The following is an 18950-nucleotide window of genomic DNA, read 5'->3' as shown; positions in this document are numbered from 1 at the left end:
GCCCCCGCTACGGTGATCGGCATGAACGCGCGGGCTCTCGGGGTGGCGGCGCTGCTCGCCGTCGCGGGCGCCGTCGGCGGCTACCTGCTCGTCGACCGGCTCGAGCCGGCTCCCGAGCAGATCGGGGTCGCCGCGCCCGTGCCCGGCGAGTCGCCGTCGTACCCCTCCGACCCGGAGGTCGAGGTGCTCCCCGACCCGGGCACCCCGGCCCTCGCGCCGGCGATCCCGCTGCACGACGCCCGGGTGGGCTCGCGCGACTTCGGCGTGACCGTCCCGGTCCCCGACGGGTGGGGCCGCAGCAACACCAACCTCGTCGAGGCCAAGTGGTTGCCGCCCCGGGCCCCGCTCAACACCTACTTCCTGCGGGTCAAGATCGTGAGCGGCCTCAACCTGACGGTCGAGCAGGCGCTGGCGCAGCGGCTGGACGACCTGGAGGCCGTCGTCTCGGAGTGGGACCTCGAGGCGCGCACGGAGGACACGTTCGTGGCCAGCTACATCAACGACAGCTACCGGCGGCTCGCCATGGAGCGCTACCTCTCGCTGGGCGGCCCCGGCGCCTACGTCACGATCGTGGTGGTCGGGCGCCTCAGCGACCGGGTCGGGATGGCCGACCTGCTCGAGCGGATCACCGACGGCGCCACCAGATAATCAGGACCGGGAGAACGAGCGCCAGCGAGTTCTCCCAATGGAAGGACGAAGTCCTTCCACAAGTCGCTTCACAGGCCGTGGGTCTGGACGGTGTCGAGGACCTGGTTGGCCGTGGCGCGGTCGGCGCTGCGGACCTGCACCCACAGCAGCCGGTTGGACGCCACCTGCACGACCCGCTCGACGGTGACGCCGCCCGGGCAGCCGGTGCTGACCACGGTCAAGGACGGGTCGCCACTGGCGTCGCCGACCGGGTCGTCGGAGAGCTCGCACTCGGGGTGGTTGGGCAGGTAGGAGGGCAGGGTGTCGCCGGGGAACAGGCCGAGGAAGACGCCCTCCGCCTCGGAGTCGAGGTCGTTCCAGTCGCCGGCGCCGCCGACCGACAGGGCCGGGTAGTGCCCCTCGGGCGCGTTGGGCGGAACCCAGCCGTCGTCGGCCACGGCCCGGTCCCAGTCGTCGGGCACGAGGACGGAGACCGAGCCGGTCTCGTCGGAGAGCCGTACGTCGCCGCTGTCGCCGGCCAGCGCGACGGCGGCGCCGATGCCCGCCCCCACCACGAGGGCGAGGACGGCCACGAGCACCGGCACCCAGCGACGGCGAGGGCGCACGGGGAGCGTCTGCTGTCCGGCGGCCACCGGGAGGGGCGAGGGCCGAGGCCCCGGCTGGGTCAGGTCGGGGTCGAGCGGCAGCCACGGCTCGGCGATCTGGCCGGGGTTGCTCGTCTCGCCGAACGCGGCGGTGAGGGCGGCGACGTACTCGGTCACGGAGTCGTAGCGGTCACCGCGGTCGCGGGCCATCGCCCGGTGCACGACCTCCTCGACCGCCGTCGGGAAGGTTCGCGCCGGGGTGGACAGCGGCGGCGGCGGGTCCGGCTCCGCGGCGGCGGAGAGGTTGGCGTGGGCGTACGGCGTGTGGCCGGCGAGGAGCAGGTAGGTCAGGACGCCGAGGGAGTACTGGTCGGCGCGCGCGTCGATCGCCTCCGCCTGCGCCTGCTCGGGCGCGACGAAGGACGGGGTGCCGGCGACCATCGTCAGCCGCGAGGACATGTCGAGCGCCTTGCCCAGCCCGAGGTCGCCGACCATCGCGCGGATGTCGTGGTCGACCGTGCGGAACAGCACGTTGGCGGGTTTGACGTCGCGGTGCAGGATGTCGCGGTCGTGCAGCGCCTGGAGGCCGGCCCCGACCTGACGCACCACTTCGAGCGCCTGTCCGGTGGTGAGGCCATCGACCTCGAGCCGGTCGGCGAGGGTGCCCTGGTCGGCGTACGTCATCACCAGGTAGGGACGACCGTCCTCCAGCGTGCCTGCGTCGTAGACGGTGACGACGTGCGGCGACTCCACCCGGCGCAGGTAGCGCCCCTCCTCGACGAAGCGCTGGAGCACGTGGTGGTCCTCGGTCCAGTTGTCCGCGAGGACCTTCACCGCGACCGGCGAGTCGAGCTGCTCGTCGTAGGCGAGCCACACCGTGGCGAAACCGCCCGCGCCGATGCGACGTCGTACGACGTAGCGACCGATCCGGCTGGGCATGGACACCGCTGCATTATGTTCCACGCAAAGGGGGAAGGATGCCGGGCATGACCACCGAGGGGCTCACGCCCGACGCAATCGACGACCTGGCGCGGCGCGCCCGGGACGGCGACCGGGCTGCGCTCGAGGACCTGCTGACCGCGGTGAGGCCGCGGGCGCTCAACGTCTGCCGGGGCGTCCTGCCCTACACGCCCGACGCCGAGGACGCCTGCCAGGAGGCGCTGCTCAACATCGCCACCAAGATCGGGTCGTGGGGCGGCCGCGGGCGGTTCACGACCTGGATGCACGTCGTGGCAGTCAACTCGGCGCGTACGACGTACCGCCGGATGCGCAACCAGGCGGCGGCCACCGACGCGATCCACCTGGAGAAGCCCGACCCCCGCACGACCAGCGTCATCGCGGGCACCCGCCTGGACCTGCTCGAGGCGATGGAGACGATCGAGCGCGACCACCCCCAGCTCGTCGAGCCGCTGCTGCTGCGCGACGTCTACGGCATGTCCTACGAGGAGATCGCCCAGCAGGTGGGTGCGCCTCTCGGCACGATCAAGGCCCAGATCCACACCGGCCGCAAACTGGCCCGGCCGCTGCTGCGAGGCAACCCGTGAGGCGCCCTGTGAAGCGGCTCGTGGGGCGTGCCGTCGTCGTCGGCGCGGCCGCCGTCGCCGCCACCGTGCTCGCCGCCTGCTCCGGCGTCACGGCGGGCGAGGGCGAGCGCTCGTCGTCGCCGACCAGCCCGTCGTCGTCCGGTGCCACGACCGACCCCGAGGCAGCGCCCGAGCTCGACGTCGCGCTGAGCGAGCCCCAGGAGGACTCCCTCTACCCGCGGGTCGGCGACCCGAGTGTCGACGCGCTCCACTACGACCTCACCCTCGACTGGGACCCCGACACCGACACCCTCACCGGAACCGAGGTGCTGACCTTCCGCTCGACCACGACCGGGCCGAAGTTCCAGCTGGACTTCGGCATCCCGCTGGCCGTCGAGACCCTGACGCTGGACGGCGTCGGCGTGCCGTTCCAGGAGCGCGGCAAGGACCTCGTCGTCACCGCCGACGTGGTCGAGGACCAGCGCTACGAGCTCGAGCTGACCTACGCCGGCACGCCGGCCCCGGTGCCCGTGCCCACGATGCGCAGCGACTTCAGCGGCACCGGCTTCACGATCACCGAGACCCACGAGACGTGGACCATGCAGGAGCCGTACGGCGCCTTCACCTGGTACGCCGTCAACGACCACCCGTCCGACAAGGCCCTCTACGACTTCACGCTGTCGGTCGCCTCGCCCTGGGTCGGCGTCGCCAACGGCACCCTCGAGTCGCGCACCGACGAGGGCGGCACCACCACGACGACGTTCAGCCTCGACGACCCCGCGGCGTCGTACCTCACCACGGTCGCCTTCGGCGACTTCGAGCAGACCGAGGACCGCTCCGAGTCGGGCGTCCCGATCAGCTACTGGGTCAACCGCGCCGCAGACCCGGGGGTCCTGAGCGACCTGCGGGTCACGCCGGAGGCGATGGCCTGGCTGGAGGACCTTCTGGGTCCCTACCCCTACGACACGTTCGGCGTCCTGGTCGTCGACTCCGAGAGCGGCATGGAGACCCAGACGCTGGTGACGCTGGGCGACACGGAGTACACGACGTCGGCGAAGGTGGTGCTCCACGAGCTCGCGCACCACTGGTACGGCGACACCGTCACGCCCGACGACTGGCGCGACGTCTGGATGAACGAGGGCATGGCGATGTACCTCCAGGGCATGTGGGAGGCCGACCACGGAGCCGGCACCATCGACGAGGTCATGGACGGGTGGGCGCAGTTCGAGGACGAGGAGCGCACCTTCGCCGGCCCCCCGGCCGACTACGACAAGGACTCGTTCGGCTCCGGCAACATCTACTACGGCCCCGCCTTGATGTGGCACGAGCTGCGTCAGATGATCGGCGACGAGCGGTTCTTCGACGTCGTGCGCGGCTGGCCCGAGGCCAACGCCAACGGCAACGCCGGGCGCGACGACTACCTGCCCTGGCTCGAGGAGCAGACCGGCGAGGAGCTCACGGAGTTCTTCGACGCCTGGCTGCTCGGGGACGTCACGCCGCCGCGCGACTGACGCGTCTGCCTTGGGCGGAACTGCTTGCGCTGGTGCGTGCTGTGACGCAGGGTCGGGCCATGCGGATCCTGGTCCTGGGCGGCACGGTGTTCTTGTCGAAGGCGGTCGCGGCCGAGGCGGCGGCGCGTGGACACGAAGTGGACTGCGCCGCACGCGGCAGCTCCGGCTCGGTGCCCGACGGTGCCCGGCTCGTCGTGTGGGACCGCGACCAGCCGGTGCCGGCCGACCTCACCGACACGGCGTACGACGCCGTGGTGGACGTCGCGCGGCACCCGTCACGGGTCCGCACGGCGGTCGCCGCGTGGCCGGGCGCGCACTGGGTGTTCGTGTCGACGATCAACGTCTACCCGGACGAGGCCACGCCCGGCGGCACGCCCGCGGCGCTGGCGCTGCGGGAGCCGATCGTCGACGACGTCGACCTCTCGGTGGACATGGAGGCCTACGGCCCGATGAAGGTCGCGTGCGAGCAGATCGTCCAGTCGGGGGCTGCCTCCTCGATGGTCGTCCGCCCCGGCCTGATCAGCGGACCCGGCGACCCGACCGGGCGCTACACCTACTGGCCGGCCCGGCTGGCCGGGCTGGCCAACGGGGGCGAGGTGCTGGCGCCGGGCCGCCCCGACGACGCCGTCCAGATCATCGACGTGCGGGACCTGGCGACGTGGGTCGTGGAGGGCGCCGAGGCCGGGCTCACCGGTGTCTTCGACGGCGTGGGCCCGGTAGCCCGGATCGCCGACCTGCTCGCGGCGTCGGCTTCCGGGGTCGGGGTGGAGCCGACCTGGACCTGGGTCGACCAGAAGTTCCTGACGGAGCAGGGGGTCGAGCCCTGGTCCGGACCCGAGGGGCTCCCGCTGTGGCTGCCTCGGCCGGAGTACGACGGGATGCTGGCCCACGACGTGACGCCGTCACTGGCGGCCGGGCTGCGTCCGCGACCGGTGGCCGAGACCGCACGCGACACGCTCGCCTGGGTGCGCGCCGAGCCGGACGCGGCGGTCAGCGGGATCACCCGCGACCGGGAGGCGGAGCTGCTCGCCGCCTGGCACGCCGCCGCCCAGAACTAGAACGCGTTACAGTCCCGCCATGAAGACGTACGTCGTCAGCGGTGCGGCCAGCGGGATCGGTGCGGCGACCACCCAGATGCTCCGCGACCAGGGACACCGCGTGGTGACCGTCGACCAGCGCGACGCCGACGTCGTGGCCGACCTGAGCACCGAGCAGGGGCGCGCCGACGCGGTCGCGGGAGTGCAGTCGCTCACCGACGTCGTCCACGGGCTGGTGCCCTGCGCCGGGATCGCCGGGCTGACCGGGGTCGACTCGGCGCTGCTCGTGTCGGTCAACTACTTCGGGGCGCTCGCGCTGGTGCGGGGGCTGCGCCCGCAGCTCGCGGCGGCCGACGGCGCTGCCGTCGTACTGCTGGCGTCGAACTCGATCACCGGCATGCCCGGCTGGAACGCCGAGGTCGCCGCCCACTGCCTGCGCGACGACGAGCCCGCGGCGCGCGCGGCCGCGGCCCAGGTCGACTCGGTGATGGTCTACCCGTCGTCCAAGGCTGCGCTGGCCTGGTGGGCGCGGCGCGAGGGCGTGACGCCGGAATGGATCGGCGCCGGCATCCGGATCAACTCCGTGGCGCCCGGCCTGATCGAGACCCCGATGACCGAGCAGCTGCGGGCCGACCCGCAGTTCGGGCCGTTCGCCGACAGCTACCCGACCGCGCTCGGCCGGCCCGGGCGGCCGGAGGAGGTCGCCGCGACGATCGGCTTCCTGCTCTCCGACGCCTCCAGCCTGGTGGTCGGGGTCGTGCTGTTCGTCGACGGCGGGACCGACGCGATCCTGCACCCGATCGCCCCCGAGGGCTGGGAGATCGGCCCCCTCGAGCTCTGACCCGACGCCGAGTCGGCGCTTGTGCACGCCCAAAGGACGCCGAGTTGGCGCCAATGACGAGCAGTAGAGCCGATTCGCGCGATCTCAGCCGTGCAGTAGCGCCGACTCGGCGGTGTTGACGGTCAGAACAGCAGGGCCGAGGCGGGGTCCTCGAGGATGCCGGCGACGTCGGCGAGGAAGCGTGAGCCCTTCTCGCCGTCGACGTGACGGTGGTCGAACGACAGCGCCAGCGTGGTGACCTGGCGCGGCACGATCTCGTCGACCCCGTCGGTGGTGACGACCCACGGCTGCTTCTTGATCGCGCCGAAGCACAGGATCGCGGACTCGCCGGGGTTGATGATCGGGGTGCCGGCGTCAACGCCGAAGACGCCGACGTTGGTGATCGTGAACGTGCCGCCGCTCATCTCGGCCGGCTGGGTTTTGCCCTCGCGCGCGGTCGCGGTGAGCGCGTTGAGGGCGCCGGCGAGCTCGAGCAGGGTGAGGTCCTGGGCGTCCTTGACGTTGGGGACGACCAGCCCGCGCGGGGTGGCCGCGGCGATGCCGAGGTTGACGTAGTGCTTGAGCACGACCTCCTGGGCGGCCTCGTCCCAGAACGAGTTGACCTCCGGCGTACGGCGCACCGCCAGCGCGACCGCGCGGGCGAGCACCAGCAGCGGCGAGACCTTGACGTCGCGGAACTCGCGCCGCTTCTTCAGCCGGTCGACGAAGTCCATCGTGCGGGTGACGTCGACGGTGACCCACTCGGTGACGTGGGGCGCCGAGAAGGCCGACCCCACCATCGCGGTGGCCATCATCTTGCGGACGCCCTTGATCGGCTCGCGAGTCTCGCGTTCGACGGTGGTCGAGGTGCCCCGAGCGCCAGCGAGGGGCCTCGAAACCCCGTCACCGTTGGCGCCTGCCGCGGCCTCGAGGTCGGCGCGGGTGACCGAGCCCTGCGGACCGGTGCCGACCAGGGCGGCGAGGTCGACGCCGAGCTCCTTGGCGAGCTTACGGACGGGCGGCTTGGCGAGAGCGTGGAGCGACTTCGGCGCTCCACGCTCGGCCGTGGCGTGTGGGCGGGCCGGCGTGGCCGGCACCGCCGGCTCGTCGTCGGCGACGACGTCGTCGGACAGCGCGCCGCCGGGGGCGAACGCACCCTGGAGCTGCATCTGGGCGGACGCGCCGGCCACGGTCGACGGCGACGCCGAGCCCTTGCGGGCACGGCGCTGCGGGCCGCGCTCGGCCTTGTTGCGGCCGACGAGGCTCTCGCCCTCGACCCGACCGCTGGCGGCGGGGTTGGACAGGTCGATCTCCATCTCCGCCGGCACCTCGGCCGGCGCCCCGATCGCGATGATCGGCGTGCCGACGGCGACCGTGTCACCCTCGGCGGCGAGCAGGGCGGTGACCTCGCCCTCGTAGGGCGAGGGCAGCTCGACCAGGGACTTGGCGGTCTCGATCTCGACGACGATGTCGTTGATGGCGACGACGTCGCCGACCTTGACCTTCCAGGTCACGATCTCGGCCTCGATCAGGCCCTCACCGACGTCGGGCAGGAGGTATTCAGGCATCTCAGAACTCCCAGCTGCGGTCGACGGCGTCGAGGACCCGGTCGAGGTCGGGGAGGTAGTCCTCCTCGATCCGGGACGGCGGGTAGGGCGTGTCGAAGCCACCGACGCGGAGCACCGGGGCCTCGAGGGAGTAGAAGCACTCCTCGGTGATCCGGGCGGCGAGCTCGGCGCCCATGCCGAGGTTGACGTGCGCCTCGTGGGTGACGACGGCGCGGCCGGTACGGCGTACGGACTCGAGCACCGGCGCCATGTCGAGCGGCGAGAGGGTGCGCAGGTCGATCACCTCGACCGAGCGGCCCTCCCCCGACGCGGCCTCGGCGGCCTTGAGGGCGGTCTTGACCATCGGGCCGTAGGCCAGCAGCGTCAGGTCGTTGCCCTCGCGTACGACGCGCGACGTGAACAGCGGCTCGGGCGTGACCGACTCGTCGAGCACGGCCTTGTCGGCGTGGTACTGCCGCTTGGGCTCGAGGAAGATCACCGGGTCGTCACAGGCGATGGCCTGCTGGATCATCCAGTAGCCGTCGACGGGGTTGGAGCAGGCGACCACCTTGAGGCCGGGGGTGTGCGCGAACTGCGCCTCCGGCGACTCGCTGTGGTGCTCGACCGCGCCGATGCCGCCGCCGAAGGGGATCCGGATGACGATCGGCATCTTCACGCGGCCCTGGCTGCGGAAGTGGATCTTGGCGACCTGGCACACGATCTGGTCGTAGGCGGGGTAGACGAAGCCGTCGAACTGGATCTCGACCACGGGCCGGTAGCCGCGCATCGCCATGCCGACCGCGGTGCCGACGATGCCGGACTCGGCCAACGGGGAGTCGATGACGCGGTCCTCGCCGAAGTCCTTCTGCAGGCCGTCGGTGATCCGGAAGACGCCACCGAGCTTGCCGACGTCCTCGCCCATGAGCAGGACCTTGTCGTCGGCCTCCATCGCCTTGCGCAGACCCATGTTGAGTCCCTTGGCGAGCGTGATCTTCTGCGTGGCCATCAGTGGGTGCTCCCCTCGAACGTCTCGAGGTAGGCCGCGTAGGCGTCGCGCTGGGCGGCGAGCTCGTCGGTCATCTCGGCGTAGACGTGGTCGAACATGCTCATCGGCTGCGGGTCGGGCATCGCCTTGCAGCCCTCGCGCAGCGTGTGGCCGAGGTCGTCGGCCTCCGCCTGGATGCCGGCCAGGAACTCGTCGTCGACCAGGCCGTTGCGGCGCAGGTAGACCTCGACCCGGGCGATCGGGTCCTTGAGCTTCCAGCTCTCCACGTCGCCGGAGAGCCGGTAGCGGGTCGGGTCGTCGGTGGTCGTGTGCGCACCCATCCGGTAGGTGTAGGCCTCCACGAACGTGGGGCCCTGGCCGTCGCGGGCCCGCTGGAGCGCGGCCTTCGTGACGGCGTACGTCGCGAGCACGTCGTTGCCGTCGACACGGACGCCGGGGAAGCCGAAGCCGAGTGCACGCTGGTAGAGCGGGATCCGGCTCTGGCGCTCGATCGGCTCGGAGATCGCCCACTGGTTGTTCTGGCAGAAGAAGACGACCGGAGCGTTGTAGGAGGCCGCGAAGATGAAGGCCTCGTTGACGTCGCCCTGGGAGGACGCGCCGTCGCCGAAGTGGGCGACGACCGCGGCGTCGCGGTCGGGGTCACCGGTGCCGACGACCCCGTCGCGCTGCATGCCCATGGCGTAGCCGGTGGCGTGGAGCGTCTGGGCGCCGATCACGATCGTGTAGAGACCGAAGTTGTTGTCGTCGGGGTTCCAGCCGCCCTGGTCGACGCCGCGGAAGAGGCCGAGCAGGCGCAGCGGGTCGACACCGCGGCACCAGGCGACGCCGTGCTCGCGGTAGGTCGGGAAGACGAAGTCCTGCGGGCGCAGGGCGCGGCCGGCGCCGATCTGGGCGGCCTCCTGGCCGAGCAGCTGGGCCCAGATGCCGAGCTCGCCGTGGCGCTGGAGCGCGGTGGCCTCGGTGTCGATCCGCCGGGTGAGCACCATGTCGCGGTAGAAGCCGCGCAGCTCCTCGGCGGTGAAGTCGTGGTCGAACTCGGGGTGGTGGACGCGCTCACCCTCAGGCGTCAGGAGCTGGATCAGCTCGGGGCCGCCGTCCTGCTGGGAGGGTCCGAAGACCTCCACCAGGTTGGGGCCGAAGCCGGGGGTCTCACCCGTGGGCTGCTGAGTCACGTGTACTCCTTCGAGGTCGCCGGCCGAAACGGGGTCTCCGCGATGGCCGAGGGCTGTCGTCCGGACGCGGGGCGCGGGGGTGGTGCGCCCTGTGACCCGGAACACAATCGTGCTCCGCCAACCTACCGTTGGCATCGTCGGCGTCGCCAATCCGATGCCTTCCTGGCTAGTGTCGCGGACATGCCCTCTCGCAACGTCTCGGCCAGTACGACGATCGACGCACCGCCCGCAGCGGTCTTCGCGATCCTCGCCGACCCCCGCCAGCACCAGCACATCGACGGGTCCGGCACCGTCCAGGGCACGGTTTCCGGGCCGGAGCGGCTGACGCTGGGCGCGGAGTTCGGCATGGACATGAAGATGGGCGCGTCGTACAAGATCAAGAACAAGGTCGTCGAGTACGACGAGGACCGGTTGATCGCATGGCGGCACAAGGGCCTGCACCGCTGGCGCTACGAGCTGACCCCCACCGCCGACGGCGGCACGGAGGTCACCGAGACCTGGGACCTCTCCCGCTACCCGCTGCCGCTGCGGCTCGGGCTCTCCGCGGCCCTCGCCGGCAAGACGCAGAAGGCCATCGACGGCACCCTGGTCAAGCTGAAGCAGGCCGCCGAGGCCGGCGCCGCCTGACGCTGGCGGGTCGTGTGCCTGAGCGTGCGCCCTGGAGCTCTCTGGGGCACACGACCCATGCGGCGTGGCTCAGTGGACCTCGCCGAGGTCCTCGTGGGCCTCGTGCGAGAGCGGCTCGACCTGGAAGGTCGCGTGCCGGACCTCGAAGTGCGCGCTGACGCACTCGCACAGCTCGTCGAGGATCGGCCCCACCCCGCGGTCTGCCAGCGCCTCGTCGGTCACGGTCACGTGCGCCGACAGGCTGGGCATGCCGCTGGTGATCGTCCAGGCGTGCAGGTCGTGGACGTCGACCACGCCCGGCACCTCGACCAGGTGGCGCCGTACGTCGTCCAGGTCGAGGCCGGCGGGCGCGATCTCCAGCAGGATCACGGCCGAGTCGCGCAGCAGCAGCAGCGCGCGCGGCAGGATCAGCACCGCGATCAGCAGTGACGCCACCGCGTCGGCCCGGTCCCAGCCGGTGGTCCAGACGACCACGCCGGCGATGACGGCGAGCACCGAGCCGAGCAGGTCGGCCAGCACCTCGTTGGCGGCGCCGCGCAGGTTGAGTGACCCGGTGTCCGAGCGGTTGAGCACCATCAGCGAGACCGCGTTGGCGAGCAGGCCGAAGGCCGCGAACGCGACCATCGGGGCAGCCTCGATCTCCGCCGGGTCGCCCAGCCGGGTGATCCCGGCGTAGCCGACATAACCGCAGACCCCCAGCAGGACAAGGGCGTTGAGTATCGCGGCGAGGATCTCGGCGCGGTGGTAGCCGAACGTCGAACGCGGTCCCGCCGGCCTCCCCGCGACGTACGACGCCCCGAGCGCGAGCACCACGGCGCCGGCGTCGGTGGCCATGTGGCCCGCGTCGGCGAGGAGGGCGAGCGAGCCGGTGAGGTACGCGCCGACCAGCTCTACGACCAGGACGCTGCCGGTGGCCGCGAGGACCCACCGCAGGCGGGAGCGGTCGGCCGCGCGCCCGGCGGCATGCCCGTGACCGTGACCGTGTCCCATCGTTACTCCGCCAGCAGTTGGTGGTGCCATTCTCTCCTCCGCGTGGGGCTCGGTCACGAAGAGGTCACGGTTCGAGCGCTCCCCGGACGGGGTTCGTCGCACCGGAGACCCTGTGCACCCCATGACCGAGAAAGTGACCCTGCCGGTGACCCCTGCGCGACGCGCCGCGAGCCTGACGACCCTCGTCACCCTCATCGCCACCCTTCTCTCCCTCGGCGTCACCGCTCCTGCCGAGGCCGCCGGTTCCGGCCGCGGGCCGCACCCCGCTGCGGTGTCGTGGCAGAGCGCCGGGGTGCTCAACCCCCTGGCCAGCCGGGTGATCCGCGGACACCCCAAGCGCAAGGGACGCCCGCTCTTCCGGCACACCGAGTTCCCCGACCCGACCGGCATCGCCTTCCACGGCCGCGTGGTCGCGATCGCCACCGGCTCCCTCGCGCCGCGCAGCATCGCCCCCACGTTCCGGGGCCCGTGGCGCAAGGCCGGTACCGCCTTGTCGCGGATGCCGCGGTGGGCGACCGGTCGCGGCATCTGGGCCTCCGACGTCGTCGCCGTGCGCAACCGCTACCTGCTCTACTTCTCCGCCCCCGTCGCCGGCCTCGGTCCGCTCGGCCGCTGCATCGGGGTCGCGGTGGCCCGGACCCCACTGCAGAAGTTCCGTCCGATGCGGCGCCCGCTCACCTGCCCGCGCTGGGCGCGCACGCCCAACGCCTTCGACCCCGTACGCCCCGCCAGCCCGTCGCTCGCCCGCGCCGGCGTGATCGACCCCGAGGGCTTCCGCACCCGCGGCGGTCAGCGCTACCTGCTCTACCGCACCCAGGGCACCCCGTCGACGATCCGGATGGTGCGGCTCACCGCCGACGGCACGCGTGCCCGACGCGGCGTACGCAGCCGGGTGCTGGCGACGTCCAAGGGAGTGGTCGAGAACCCCGTGCTCATGCAGCAGCGCAAGGGATGGGTGCTGATCACCTCCCAGGGCTACTACGGCGACTGCGGCTACCGCACCACCTGGCGCCGCGCGCCCAACCTGAAGGGCCTCCGCCACGCCCGGTCCCGCGCGCTGGTCACCCGCCAGAGCACGCGTCTGTGCGGGCCTGGCGGCGCCGACGTGGTCGGCGGCTCGATGGTGCTGATGCACGCCTGGACCTGTCACGGCCGCCCGTGCCCTGCCGGCGACCTCCAACGCGCACGTTGGTACGGCGCCCGGCGCGTCCTCTACGCCGCGCACCTGCGCTGGGACCGCCGCGGCCGCCCGCACCTGGGCCGGTTCGTGACGCCGACCAGGCTCCGCCCCAGGGGGCACCAGCAGTCGTCCGGCAGCGACTCCGGCCCGGGCACCGGCGTCGGGCTCCCGGACCTCCCGCTCTGACCTCGCGCGCCCCGAGGTAGCTGAGCGAAGATGGGTCGGTGAGCGGCGGCGAGAGTGAGGACAGGTTCGGCTGGTTCGCATACCCGCGTGCCGGCTCAGATGACCGCTACGTAGACCCACCCGTGCGGGACGTCCACCTACGGGTCGACGAGTACGGCGGACCGTTCTGGTACTCCGAGGGGTGCCTGGGTGACGACTTCGACGAACTCCACGAGGACATCGGGATCTCTCGAGGCTTGTACGACGAGGTGATGGCCTGGCACTCCGCCTCCCTGGCAGCAGGTGCCCGCTCGGAGGCGCTGTTCGTTGTCGAGCAGGGGCTCCTGCGTCGCCTGGCAGCCGAAGTCGGCCCCGCGGTCGCGGTTCCGCCCGCTCGATCGACCCCGACGGCAGCCGTCTCCCTGCTCGATGACGACGTCAACTCGCTCCCGGTCGAGGCGGCACTCAAGGCGAAGGTGACGGTATGGAAGGCGCAGGTGAGCACGTACGCGCACGCGACCGGCGACAACGACGCCGAGGTCTGGGCGTGGCAGGACGCGGGAGACATGCTCGCCCGTGAGGTTGCAGCGGCACTCGGCGACGACTACAAGGTCAGGGCGTTCTAGGCGATGAGCTCGTAGCCGAGGGTCGTGCGGCCGTTGTAGTCGAGGTGGCCCAAGGGTGCGGGCGCGCGGGAATGGTAGGTGTGCCCGGTGGGAGTGCTGGTGATGACGGTGTGGCGGTCGGTGCCGTCCCGGGTGGCTGGTGAGGGATAGGCGGACCAGCCCGGGGCCTGCTTGGCGAGGTTGCAGCGCTCGCACAGGCCCTGGGAGTTGGTCTCGGAGGTCTCGCGGCTGGTCTGCCACTCGGTGACGTGGTCGGTGGCGCGGATCGGGGCACCGCACCAGGGGGTGCGGCACAGGTCCTGGTCACGACGCCGCACCATGTCAGCAAGGCCGGCCGGTGCGTGACGGGCGCGGGAGTCCATTCCGACCAGTTGTCCGGTCTCGGGATGGGTGTAGAGCCTCCTCACCCACACCTGGACCGCGGTCATCGCGTCGTCAAGGAGATCGTGGGCCCAGTCCGCCGGCACCGGCCCGTAGCCCGGCACGTGCGCGGACTCCTCACTGGCACCGAAGAAGCTGCGGTCGGTCATCACCAGGTCGAGGTTGACCCGCACCGGGTCGGCCACCGATGTGCCGGCGACGCGTTCGACGAGGCTGTCGGCCATGACCTGGCCCCGGCTGCGGGGGTCACCGACCGCGCGGACGGTGTCAGCGGCGGCCTTGAGTGCGGCGAAGACCGCGACCCCGTCCTTGACCGAGAGCAGCGCGCTGAACCAGGTCATCGTGTCCGGCGCCGGACGCAGGGTGACGTGCCGGTCGGCCTCGGCCTTCCTGGCCCGGGCGGCGACGGCGGCGTTGTCGAGGTCGGCGGCGAGCTTGCGCGCCGCGTTGCCCAACGCGTGGTCCGAGAGGTCCAGTCCCGTGCCGCCGGGACCACACAGGCGTCGGTCGACCTCGCGTCGGTCCTCGACCGACAGGCAGGCGGTCTCACGGGCCAGGATGGTGGCGCGCCACTCACTGAGCCGACCTGTGCGCATCTGCTCCAGGGTGTAGGGCATCTCGCGGTCGAGGATCTTCGCCAGGCCCAGGAGCCGGGACGCCTTGTTGGACGACTCTCGCCGGGCGAGTCCGATCTGGGAGGCCACCCCCTCACCCAGCCGCGCCGCGGGCCAGCCACGCTCCTTCTGCGCAGCCCGCTGAGAGTCGTCGAAGTCCACCGACACGACCGCCTGCGCAGCAGCCGCCGCGCCCTTGAGGTCCTCGAGAGCTCGGATCAGGTCGATCCGCTCGCTGTCGGTGAGCTCGCGCGGGAGATCGGCCAGGGGGGAGACCCACTGGCTGACCGATGCTCCCGAGACCTCGAACATGCGTTTCACCTTAGGTGGGACCACCGACAGTGCTCATCGCTCATAGTTGTGGTCTCAGTCCGAAACCGTGTAGAGCCAGACGCTCTCGCCATCGGAGACGGTGATCGCCGCGCCCTTCGGCTGTTCGTTGACTGAGTAGACAGTCACCACTGCCGTGTCACAGCCGATGAGTCGTCCGGTACCCAGCACGCGACCGACGCCCGGTCCGGCCCCCTCAGGACGGAGGGTGAGGACGTATCGGCGGTCCTCGAAGTGGATCGCCGGGCACGGCCTCGAGGGTGCCAACGTCGGCCCGATCGTGGACAAGGGCGCGCTGACGGTGAGACGGACGCAGAGCTCGTCGACGGCGTTGCCTGTGCACAGGTCGTACTCACCCGGCGCGGACGGGGGCGGAATCAACACCTCGTCCGGGCCTGGACCCATGATCCCGATATCGATCCAACCCATCCTTCCCGCGGTCCACCCAGTCGGCTCCCGGTCCTGTTGCGTGGCGTTCGAGGTCAGCTCGTATCTCGTCCCGTCGGAGCGCGCCGTGAGGGTGAAGCCCACGCCTCGGGGCTGCTCGGTCGGAAAGGTCAGGGACACCACGTCGCCCGGACGTGCCCTGGCAGGCGTAGCAACCATGGCCGGGTCCGCTGGCGTCACCTGCTCCGGGAGAAGCACCACGACCCCGCCCCCAGCGGACCGCCGAGCGCACTGCTCCGCGGCAGGCCAAGCGTCACCGAAGTCGCCGCCCGAATCCGTGCCGACCGTGTAGAAGCCGCCGCCACCACGGACGTAGTCGCCAACAGGAATGACCAGGGATCCGTAGCGGACGGCCTGCTCCGCCGGGTCCCAAGTGCTGCCGTTCGGCCAGACGACTGCCTGGTCGCCGACGTAGAGGCACCCGCCCCGCAGGCTCACCACACCCCTCACCAGGGCCATCGGCCAAGGGCCGTCCCGCTCGGGCAGGGTCAGCACCGGGGAGGCGACGCCATCGACCGGGTCGGCCCGACCATCAGTGAGGACGTTACCTACCGCCGTCACCGCGCCGGCGACGAGCAAGACCGCAGAGATACTCAGCGCGAGCGTCCTCCGGCTTCGACGCCGCGCAGCAGACTTCCCAGCGGCGAGCAGGTCAGGCATCGCTGGACGCCGGTCAGGGACCATCTCCCCCAGGTCATCGAAGAGCCGAGTCGCTTCATCGTGGTTCATTGGTGTCTCCGAACTCAGCCAGATCAGGACTGTGGGAGAGAGCTGCGAGCGCCCGTGAGAGTCGGCTCTTCACAGTCCCTTGGGCAATGCCGAGCGCGGTGGCGATCTCAGGCTCGGTCAGGCGTAGGTAGTAGCGAAGAGCCAGGACCTCTCGCTGTCCTTGGCTCAGCTGCCCAACGGCTCGGCGCAGCGCATCGGCTGAGTCGCTGGCGGCCGTCGTGTCGTCTACCTGTGCATCAGGCACCTCAGCGAACGCGGTCTCCCGCCGCCAGCGACTGCGATGGCTGTCTCGATGGGCATTCACGAGCATCCTCGACACGTAGGCATCGCGGTGGTCGGCCTTCTCGACCTTGGCCCAGAAGACGTATGCACGCAGCAGGGTGCCCTGCGCCAGGTCCTCTGCCTCCGAGGCCGTGCACCCCAAGGCCACAGCGGCGCGGACGAGCGACAGCCAGCGCGCGCTGGCGAACTCGCTGAAGTCCTCGTCCCTATTGCCCACTCATCCTCCGAAACCGCGTCGCTGTCTTGTTCTAGACGCAGCTCACGGTGTCAGAGGTTCCCCTCCAGGTGCGCGACCCTCAGCCGCGACCGTGCGGCGTCAGCCAGACGTCGGGGTCGGGGCCGGCGGGGATGACGCCGGACGGGTTGATGTCGGTGTGGACCACGTAGTAGTGAGCCTTGATCTGCTCGAAGTCGGTGTTGTCGCCGAAGCCCGGCGTCTGGAACAGGTCGCGGGCATAGCCCCACAGGTGCGGCATCTCGGTGAGCTTGACCCGGTTGCACTTGAAGTGCCCGTGGTAGACGGCGTCGAAGCGGGCCAGGGTCGTGAAGAGGCGTACGTCGGCCTCGGTGATCGCGTCGCCCATCAGGTAGCGGCGGTCGGAGAGCCGCTCCTCGAGCCAGTCCATGGCCGTCCACAGCCGGTCGTAGGCCGCGTCGTAGGACTCCTGCGAGCCGGCGAAGCCACAGCGGTAGACGCCGTTGTTGACCTCGGTGAAGATCCGCTGCATGACCTCGTCCATCTCCTCGCGCAGGTCGGCGGGCCAGAGGTCGGGCGCGCCTTCGCGGTGGTGCTCGCGCCACTCGAAGAACAGGTCGTGGGTGATCCACGGGAAGTCGTTGGTGACCAGCTCACCGGTGGGGATGTCGACGACCGCGGGGACGGTGATGCCGCGCTCGTAGCCCGGGAAGCGCTTGAAGTAGGCCTCCTGGAGCCGCTCGATGCCGAGCACCGGGTCACGGCCACCCGCGTCGAGGTCGAAGGTCCAGCTCCGCTTGTCGTGGGTCGGGCCGGGCGTGCCGAGCGAGATGACGTCCTCGAGGCCGAGCAGTGAGCGCACGATGATCGCGCGGTTGGCCCACGGGCAGGCCTTGGCGGCTACCAGCCGGTAGCGGCCGGGCTCGACCGGCCACAGCCCGCCCTCGACCGGACCGTGCTCGGGGCGACGCGCGTCGCGGGTGATCCGGTCAGGGACGTAGTTCATGTCCCGGCTGAACTCCTTGCCGGCCTCGACGTACGTCGGGGTGTGGTCGTCGCTGTCGCTCATGCGTCCAAGAGTAGGTGAACGCTCAACCACTCTGGACCGGGCGGTCCGGGCGCAGCGACGCGACGAAGTCGAGCTTGTCGAGGACCGGCCCGGGGATCACGAAGGGGTATGAGGCTGCTCGGCCGGGTGTCGTCGCTGACGACGGCGATGTGCTTCGCTCTCCTGCCGTTCGGCGGGCTGCTCGGTGGCGTCCTGGTCACCACCGGCGGGCTGCCGTTCGCGATGGCCGTCTGCGGCGCCCTCTACTTCGCCGTCACCATGCTCCCGGCCCTCGACCCGCGCTGGCGGGAGATCGACCGGCGGCCCCAGCCCGCGGCGGCAGCTATGTAACTCACCGTTACTGCACCTAGCGCACCCGTATACGGGCATGACACAAGCAGTAACAGTGAGTTACAAGTGCCAGGCGCGCGCGACCTCGAGCAGCCGGTCGTTGGCCTCGGGCTCGCCGATGGAGATGCGGGCACCCTCACCGGCGAAGGGTCGTACGACGATCCCGGCGGCGTCGCAGGCGGTGGCGAACTCGGCGGTGCGCTCGCCCAGCGCGAACCAGACGAAGTTGCCCTGGGGCTCCGGCACGTCCCACCCGGCCGCCGCCAGGTCCGCCGCGACCCGGGCTCGCTCGACGGTCAGCGCCTCGACCCGCTCGAGCAGCGCGTCCTCGGCCGCCAGCGAGGCGATCGCCGCGGCCTGGGCGATGTGGGAGACGCCGAACGGCAGCGAGACCGCCCGCAGGGCACCCGCGATCGGCGTCGCCGCCACGGCGTACCCGACCCGGAGGCCGGCCAGCCCGTAGGCCTTGGAGAAGGTGCGGAAGAGCACCACGTTGGGATGGGCGCGGTAGGTCGCGAGGCCGTCGACCGCGTCGTCCATGCGTACGAACTCGAGGTAGGCCTCGTCGACGACGACCACCACGTGCGAAGGCACCGCGGCGAGGAAGGCGTCCAGGTCGGACTGGGTGACCGACGGCCCGGTCGGGTTGTTGGGCGTGCAGACGATGACCACCTTCGTCCGCTCGGTCACGGCCGCCGCCATCGCGGCCAGGTCGTGGCGCCCGTCGGCGGTGACCGGCACCTGCACCGAGGTCGCCGCGGCCGCGGTGACCGCGATCGGGTAGGCCTCGAACGACCGCCACGCGTAGACGACCTCGTCGCCGGGGTCGCAGAACGCCGCGAGCAGCTGGTAGACGAGCGCGACCGACCCGGTGGCAGCGACCAGGTCCGAGACCGGGACCTGCAGCCGCGCGGCCAGGGCGTCGTACAGCGCGGTGCTGCCCATGTCGGGGTAGCGGTTCATCACCGCCACCGCGGCCTCCGCCGCCTCGACCACGCCGGGCAGCGGCGGGTAGGGGTTCTCGTTGGAGGAGAGCTTGTACGTCGTCAGCCCGGCGCGCGGGGTGGGCGGCTTGCCGGGGACGTAGGTGGGGATCCGGTCGATGTGCGATCGCGGCTGAGGGTGGGCCATCCCTG

Annotated in this window: 19 protein-coding genes; 9 read left to right on the top strand and 10 right to left on the bottom strand. The window is 71.4% G+C overall.

Annotated features, from left to right (window positions below):
- Positions 1-21 precede the first annotated feature (21 nt).
- On the top strand, positions 22-648 hold the full coding sequence (locus BLR90_RS11930) for a hypothetical protein (RefSeq protein ID WP_143016201.1): 627 nt from the start codon (positions 22-24) through the stop codon (positions 646-648).
- A 68-nt stretch (positions 649-716) separates the two neighbouring features.
- Here the strand turns inward: BLR90_RS11930 and BLR90_RS21025 are convergent, their stop codons facing one another.
- Positions 717-2171, bottom strand: a complete 1455-nt coding sequence (locus tag BLR90_RS21025; RefSeq protein ID WP_245715290.1) for a serine/threonine-protein kinase — start codon at positions 2169-2171, stop codon at positions 717-719.
- A gap of 47 nt (positions 2172-2218) precedes the next feature.
- Between BLR90_RS21025 and BLR90_RS11920 the strand changes: the two genes are divergently transcribed.
- The 4 genes from BLR90_RS11920 to BLR90_RS11905 are packed head-to-tail and all read left to right on the top strand — an operon-like array spanning position 2219 to position 6144.
- A complete protein-coding gene (locus BLR90_RS11920; protein WP_091025436.1) occupies positions 2219-2776 on the top strand; it encodes an RNA polymerase sigma factor in 558 nt (185 codons plus the stop codon).
- Positions 2773-4266 carry a M1 family metallopeptidase gene (locus BLR90_RS11915; protein ID WP_143016200.1) on the top strand — a complete coding sequence of 498 codons (1494 nt, stop codon included), beginning with the start codon at positions 2773-2775 and terminating at the stop codon, positions 4264-4266. The genes BLR90_RS11920 and BLR90_RS11915 overlap by 4 nt, the downstream gene beginning before the upstream one ends.
- Positions 4267-4325: 59 nt before the next feature.
- Positions 4326-5324 carry a Rossmann-fold NAD(P)-binding domain-containing protein gene (locus BLR90_RS11910; RefSeq protein WP_091025434.1) on the top strand — a complete coding sequence of 333 codons (999 nt, stop codon included), beginning with the start codon at positions 4326-4328 and terminating at the stop codon, positions 5322-5324.
- A 19-nt stretch (positions 5325-5343) separates the two neighbouring features.
- Positions 5344-6144: an SDR family oxidoreductase gene (locus tag BLR90_RS11905; protein ID WP_091025433.1), complete on the top strand. Its 801-nt coding sequence runs from the start codon at positions 5344-5346 to the stop codon at positions 6142-6144.
- Positions 6145-6266: 122 nt separating this feature from the next.
- Here the strand turns inward: BLR90_RS11905 and BLR90_RS11900 are convergent, their stop codons facing one another.
- From BLR90_RS11900 to pdhA, 3 genes are read right to left on the bottom strand one after another with little or no spacing between them, the layout of a single operon-like run.
- A complete protein-coding gene (locus BLR90_RS11900) occupies positions 6267-7691 on the bottom strand; it encodes a dihydrolipoamide acetyltransferase family protein (RefSeq protein WP_091025432.1) in 1425 nt (474 codons plus the stop codon).
- 1 nt (position 7692) lies between these two features.
- Positions 7693-8676 (bottom strand): alpha-ketoacid dehydrogenase subunit beta, encoded by a 984-nt coding sequence (locus tag BLR90_RS11895; RefSeq protein ID WP_091025431.1) that lies wholly within the window; start codon positions 8674-8676, stop codon positions 7693-7695.
- Positions 8676-9848 carry a pyruvate dehydrogenase (acetyl-transferring) E1 component subunit alpha gene (gene pdhA / locus BLR90_RS11890; protein WP_091025430.1) on the bottom strand — a complete coding sequence of 391 codons (1173 nt, stop codon included), beginning with the start codon at positions 9846-9848 and terminating at the stop codon, positions 8676-8678. Before pdhA ends, BLR90_RS11895 begins: the two co-directional genes overlap by 1 nt.
- Before the next feature lie 180 nt (positions 9849-10028).
- On the opposite strand from pdhA, the gene BLR90_RS11885 reads away from it, so the two are divergent.
- A complete protein-coding gene (locus BLR90_RS11885) occupies positions 10029-10475 on the top strand; it encodes an SRPBCC family protein (protein ID WP_091025429.1) in 447 nt (148 codons plus the stop codon).
- Positions 10476-10544: 69 nt separating this feature from the next.
- Here BLR90_RS11885 and BLR90_RS11880 read toward each other — a convergent pair whose 3' ends face one another.
- Complete coding sequence (locus tag BLR90_RS11880; RefSeq protein WP_091025428.1) at positions 10545-11465, bottom strand: cation diffusion facilitator family transporter; 921 nt, start codon at positions 11463-11465, stop codon at positions 10545-10547.
- Positions 11466-11586: 121 nt separating this feature from the next.
- Between BLR90_RS11880 and BLR90_RS11875 the strand changes: the two genes are divergently transcribed.
- Both BLR90_RS11875 and BLR90_RS11870 read left to right on the top strand, forming a co-directional pair.
- Positions 11587-12831 (top strand): family 43 glycosylhydrolase, encoded by a 1245-nt coding sequence (locus BLR90_RS11875; RefSeq protein WP_091025427.1) that lies wholly within the window; start codon positions 11587-11589, stop codon positions 12829-12831.
- A 38-nt stretch (positions 12832-12869) separates the two neighbouring features.
- Positions 12870-13436, top strand: coding sequence for a hypothetical protein (locus BLR90_RS11870; RefSeq protein ID WP_143016199.1), 567 nt, complete (start codon positions 12870-12872; stop codon positions 13434-13436).
- On the opposite strand, the gene BLR90_RS11865 is transcribed toward BLR90_RS11870, so the two are convergent.
- From BLR90_RS11865 to BLR90_RS11850, 4 genes are all read right to left on the bottom strand, one after another.
- Positions 13433-14743 carry an HNH endonuclease gene (locus BLR90_RS11865; protein WP_091025425.1) on the bottom strand — a complete coding sequence of 437 codons (1311 nt, stop codon included), beginning with the start codon at positions 14741-14743 and terminating at the stop codon, positions 13433-13435. The two genes, BLR90_RS11870 and BLR90_RS11865, sit on opposite strands and share 4 nt — an antisense overlap.
- Positions 14744-14797: 54 nt before the next feature.
- Positions 14798-15868: a hypothetical protein gene (locus tag BLR90_RS11860; protein ID WP_143016198.1), complete on the bottom strand. Its 1071-nt coding sequence runs from the start codon at positions 15866-15868 to the stop codon at positions 14798-14800.
- Between the two features lie 55 nt (positions 15869-15923).
- On the bottom strand, positions 15924-16436 hold the full coding sequence (locus tag BLR90_RS11855; protein WP_091025423.1) for a SigE family RNA polymerase sigma factor: 513 nt from the start codon (positions 16434-16436) through the stop codon (positions 15924-15926).
- A 79-nt stretch (positions 16437-16515) separates the two neighbouring features.
- The gene (locus tag BLR90_RS11850) at positions 16516-17484 is read right to left on the bottom strand and encodes a glutathione S-transferase C-terminal domain-containing protein (protein WP_091025422.1); all 969 of its coding nucleotides are present in this window, start codon (positions 17482-17484) and stop codon (positions 16516-16518) included.
- A gap of 108 nt (positions 17485-17592) precedes the next feature.
- Between BLR90_RS11850 and BLR90_RS11845 the strand changes: the two genes are divergently transcribed.
- Positions 17593-17814: a hypothetical protein gene (locus tag BLR90_RS11845; protein ID WP_091025421.1), complete on the top strand. Its 222-nt coding sequence runs from the start codon at positions 17593-17595 to the stop codon at positions 17812-17814.
- 60 nt (positions 17815-17874) lie between these two features.
- Here BLR90_RS11845 and hisC read toward each other — a convergent pair whose 3' ends face one another.
- Positions 17875-18945, bottom strand: a complete 1071-nt coding sequence (hisC, locus tag BLR90_RS11840; RefSeq protein ID WP_091025420.1) for a histidinol-phosphate transaminase — start codon at positions 18943-18945, stop codon at positions 17875-17877.
- Between the last annotated feature and the right edge of the window lie 5 nt (positions 18946-18950).

Source organism: Nocardioides szechwanensis (assembly GCF_900103935.1).
GTDB lineage: Bacteria > Actinomycetota > Actinomycetes > Propionibacteriales > Nocardioidaceae > Nocardioides > Nocardioides szechwanensis.
This window is presented reverse-complemented; position numbering and strand designations above follow the sequence as displayed.